At 72.5% G+C, this 4,156-nt stretch carries 4 protein-coding genes; 1 reads left to right on the plus strand and 3 read right to left on the minus strand.

Annotated features, from left to right (window positions below; genetic code table 11):
* Positions 1 to 31: 31 nt before the first annotated feature.
* Genes Air01nite_RS40630 through Air01nite_RS40640 form a run of 3 tightly spaced genes read right to left on the minus strand, consistent with a single transcriptional unit; the run spans position 32 to position 3,005 of the window.
* On the minus strand, positions 32 to 1,012 hold the full coding sequence (locus Air01nite_RS40630; RefSeq protein ID WP_239091306.1) for a ThuA domain-containing protein: 981 nt from the start codon (positions 1,010 to 1,012) through the stop codon (positions 32 to 34).
* A 17-nt stretch (positions 1,013 to 1,029) separates the two neighbouring features.
* Positions 1,030 to 1,830 carry a citryl-CoA lyase gene (locus tag Air01nite_RS40635; protein WP_203708849.1) on the minus strand — a complete coding sequence of 267 codons (801 nt, stop codon included), beginning with the start codon at positions 1,828 to 1,830 and terminating at the stop codon, positions 1,030 to 1,032.
* On the minus strand, positions 1,827 to 3,005 hold the full coding sequence (locus tag Air01nite_RS40640) for a CaiB/BaiF CoA transferase family protein (protein WP_203708850.1): 1,179 nt from the start codon (positions 3,003 to 3,005) through the stop codon (positions 1,827 to 1,829). The genes Air01nite_RS40635 and Air01nite_RS40640 overlap by 4 nt, the downstream gene beginning before the upstream one ends.
* Positions 3,006 to 3,174: 169 nt before the next feature.
* Here Air01nite_RS40640 and Air01nite_RS40645 point away from each other — a divergent pair.
* A partial coding sequence (locus Air01nite_RS40645) for an aldehyde dehydrogenase family protein (RefSeq protein WP_203708851.1) occupies positions 3,175 to 4,156 on the plus strand: 982 nt, incomplete at its 3' end.

Genomic DNA, 4,156 nt, shown 5'->3' on the forward strand with positions numbered 1-4,156 from the left:
GCGCCGCGATCCACGCCCTACGAAACACGACCTAGCGGCAGAACGGGCTGCGTCCCATGGCGGACTCGATGCCGCCGAGGACGTGTCGGGTGAAGTGTTCGTCGCCCGGCATCGGCGCGTCGGTCCAGGCCTCGACGGCGTGGCCGAGGGTGGTCACCCAGGAGCGGCCGCCGTCGTAGTACTGGCACCAGGAGACCGGGTGGTCGCGTCCGTGGCCGGGATGGCCGCTGCCGCCGCGGGCACCGTCGGGCAGAGTCGCCTCGTCGACCCTGGCCAGGACCCGCACCTTGCTCGGGAACGGCACCAGGTTGTACCACTCGTCGGCGAAGTCCCAGCGGGCCGGCAGCCCCACGGTCGAGGCGTCGCGGCGGCTGACCGTCTCGACCACGCCGGGCTGGTTGCGCCCGTGGTCGTAGTAGTTCGCGCCGCCGAGCAGACCCTCGTACCACTCCCAGTTGTACTCGGTGCCGAACGCGTTGTGGATCCCGACGAACCCGCCACCGCCGCGGAGGTACTGGCGCAGCGCGGTCTGCGCCGGATCGTCGAGCGTGTCACGGGTCGTGCTCATGAAGACGACCGCGTTGTAGCGGAACAGGCGTGAGGGCGAGGAGAGCTGGGTGACGTCCTCTGTCCAGTCGACGGCGAAGCCGTTGTCGGCGCCCAGCTTCACCAGCGCGCTCTGTGCCGCGTGGGCGGCGGTCAGCGGCGGGTTGAGGCCGGCCGGCAGGACCGGGCCGAGGTGGGCGTGCCGAGGGCCGGCGGTGCGGCTGTAGACCAGGATCCGGTAGCCGTCGTTGGCCGGGTCGAAGTTGCCCCAGTCGTGGTAACAGTCGGGGTCGGTGCCGCGGCAGACGCCGTAATCGGGGTCGCCGAGATTGTGGGCAGCGGTGTCCTTCGGTCGGGGCGCGGAGCGGTCGGCGGTGCTGGGCAGGGACGTGGAGACGAGCATGACGGCGGCGGTCAGCGTGGCGCCGAGCGCCGCACTGAGGATCGTGTTGCGTCTCACGGGCATGGGCAGCTCCTGTCTCGTTAGGACGGTCCCCCGTAGGTCGGTAGGATCGACGGCGGTATCGGGCCCTTGTTGCGCCGGCCCTGGCCGGCCTCTTCCCAGGCGTGGGCCAGAATGCCGACGCTGCGGCTCAGCACGAACAGGCCGCGGGCCAGCGGTGGCGGGAAACCCAGCTCGCCGTAGACGACGGCGGTCAGTCCGTCCACATTGATCGGTACGGGTCGGCTGCGGCCGGTCGCCAGGTTCCGCTCGACCGCCTCGGCCGCACGCAGGTACGCGCCGTCGACGACGCCCGCGGCGACGGACTCCCGCACGAGGCTCAGCAGTGGTTCGCGACGGGGGTCGACGGAGTGGAAGCGGTGCCCGAAGCCGGGCAGGTACCGCACGTGGTCGCGCCAGCCGGCCACGACGGCGGCGGCCGCGTCGTCGATCCCGGTCCCGCCGGCGGCGCGCCGGCCGACCTCGGCGAGCATCTCCATGCACTGCTCTCCCGCGCCGCCGTGGACGTCGCCGAGCGTGTTGACGCCGCTGGCGATCGCGCCGTTGATGCCGATGCCACAGGTGACGGCCATGCGGGCGATCGCGATCGACGGAGCGTGCGGGCCGTGGTCCACGGAGCTGACCAGGGCGGCCTCGAGAAGCCGCTGCTGACCCGGCGTCGGTGGCGCACCGCGCAGCAGCAGCCAGATGACGCCGACGAAGCTCGTCGTGCCGATCAGCTCCTGGATGGGCCGGCCGCGCAGCTCGATGACGTCGGGCTCGACCCGGGACACGGCCGTGGCCCACCAGTCCGCGACGTCCTGGACGCTCGGCTCGCTCATCGCGTCGACACCTCGTCCGCGGTCGGCGTCAGGCCGTGGTCGTTGTGCTCGCCCAGCAGTGGTGGCGGCGTCGTCGGGCGCAGCGGGGCGCCGTTGACGAGCACGCCGTTGCCGCTGACCCGCAGCGTCCGATCGGGATGGCCCGGAAACGGCAGGTCGGTGAAGAAGCCCCGGACGCGGAGCTGTTCCAATCCCACCGCTTGAGGAACCGTCAGTACCCGGGCAGCGGGCACACCGGCGGCGGACAACACGCGCTCCCACTCGATCGCGGGCCGGCGGCGCAGGGCGGCGTTGAGCTCCCCGTTGAGCGCCGCCCGATGTGCCTTGCGTGCCTCGCGGCCGGCGAAGCGTTCGTCGGTGACGAGGTCCGACCGTCCCACCAGCCGGCACAGGACCTCGAACTGCTCCTGGCGGTTGGCGGCGATGTTGAGGGGTCCGTCGGCGGTGTCGAACGTGCCCGACGGCGCGGCCGTGGCGTTCTGGTCGCCCATGGGTTCGGGCGCGACGCCGCTGACCAGATAGTTCGACGCGGCCCATCCCATGGCCGACAGTGAAGCCTCCAACATGGACACGTCGAGGAACACGCCGTTGCCGGTCCGGGCCCGCCCGGCGAGGGCGGCGCAGATGGACATCGCCGCGACGAGGCCGCCGATCGAGTCGGAGACCGGGAAGCCGACCCGCAGCGGCACGGTGTCCGGCGTCCCGGTGATGCTCATCATCCCCGACAAACCCTGGATGATCTGGTCGTACGCCGGCGCCTGGCTCATCGGCCCGGTCTGGCCGAAGCCGGAGATCGCGCAGTAGACCAGGCGTGGGTTCACCTCACGCAGGACCTCCCAGCCGTAGCCGATGCGCGCCAGGACTCCGGCTCGGAAGTTCTCGAGCAGCACGTCCGAGTCCCGCAGCAGCTCCTCGAACCGCGCACGGTCGCGCGGCACCTTGAGGTCGAGCTCCACCGACTGCTTCCCGGCGTTCTGCGCGAGAAACGAGGCGCCGATGCCGGCCTCGTTGAGGCCGGGTTCGGGGCCGAGGTTGCGGGCCAGGTCGCCGTGTCCCGGTTTCTCGACCTTGACGACCTCGGCGCCGAGCAGCATCAGGTGGTAGCTGCAGTACGGGCCGGCCAGCACGTTGGTCAGGTCCAGGATCCGGATTCCACGCAGCGGTCGATCATCCATGCGTCGCCTCTCGGTCGTCGGCGGCGGCTCGCGTCGGATAGGCCTGTCGGCGCACCAGATTCGGAACCGGCTATTGCCAGGGGACCCGGCCGCCCGTACGTTACACCTAGTCCATAGAACGGTCCAGACGGGCCGCGTGGTGGTTCGAGGGTACGACGTGAGGAGCGGGATGCCTGCCGGTGTCAACCAGGACGTGATGCGGGTCGGCTGTCTCGTCGCCGGGGATTGGCGCACCGACGGGCCGACCGCCGACCGCACCGGCCCGTGGACCCGCACGGTCGTCACCACGGCCCGGCAGGCCGGGGACGACGACGTCCGCGACGCCCTGGCCTACGCGCGTCGGGGCGCCCGGGCGGTCGCGCGGATGTCGCCTGCGGCCCGGGCCGCGGTGCTCGACCGCGCGGCAGCGGCGGTGCAGGGCAAGCGCGACGAGTTGGCGCGCCTGCTCGCGCTCGAGCTCGGCAAGCCCGTCAAGGACGGCCGCGGCGAGATCGACCGCGTGGCGGACACGTTCGCCGTCGCCGGCGCCGAGGCCCGCCGCATCGGCGGCGAGGTGCTGCCGGTCGCCGGCTGGCCGCGAGGCGTCGGCAACACCGCACTGACGCATCGGGCGCCGGTCGGTGTCGCCCTGTCGATCACGCCCTTCAACGCCCCGGCGAACCTGCTCGCGCACAAGCTCGCCGCCTCCTTCGCGGCCGGCAACACGACGCTGGTCAAACCGCCACCGCAGGCGCCGGCCTCGTCCGCCGCCGTGGTCGCGCTGCTGCTCGACTGTGGACTGCCACCGGAAGCGGTGCAGGTGCTGCACGGCGAGGGCGCCGTCGGCGCCGCCCTGTGCGCCGCACCCGAGGTCGGCGTCGTCAGCTTCACCGGCAGCGCGGCCACCGGCGCGGCCGTCGCCCGGGCGGCCGGCGCGAAGCGGCTCGTGCTCGAGCTCGGCGGCAACGCCGCCACCATCGTCTGCGCGGACGCCGACGTGGCGGCCGCCGCCCGGGTCTGCGCGGCCACCGGATACAGCAACTCGGGCCAGAGCTGTATCTCCGTGCAGCGCGTCTACGTCGAACGGTCCCGCTACGAGGAGTTCCTCGACGCGTTCACCCGCGAGGTCGAGAAGCTCACCGTCGGCGACCCGCTCGCAGCGGCCACCGACG

Origin of the sequence: Asanoa iriomotensis (assembly GCF_016862515.1) — a bacterium.
Lineage (GTDB): Bacteria > Actinomycetota > Actinomycetes > Mycobacteriales > Micromonosporaceae > Asanoa > Asanoa iriomotensis.

Excerpts from the sequence above, each read along its gene's own strand:
- Air01nite_RS40630 (WP_239091306.1), bottom strand. The coding sequence starts at position 1,012 with ATGCCCGTGAGACGCAACACGATCCTCAGTGCGGCGCTCGGCGCCACG.
- Air01nite_RS40635 (WP_203708849.1), bottom strand. The coding sequence starts at position 1,830 with ATGAGCGAGCCGAGCGTCCAGGACGTCGCGGACTGGTGGGCCACGGCC.
- Air01nite_RS40640 (WP_203708850.1), bottom strand. The coding sequence starts at position 3,005 with ATGGATGATCGACCGCTGCGTGGAATCCGGATCCTGGACCTGACCAAC.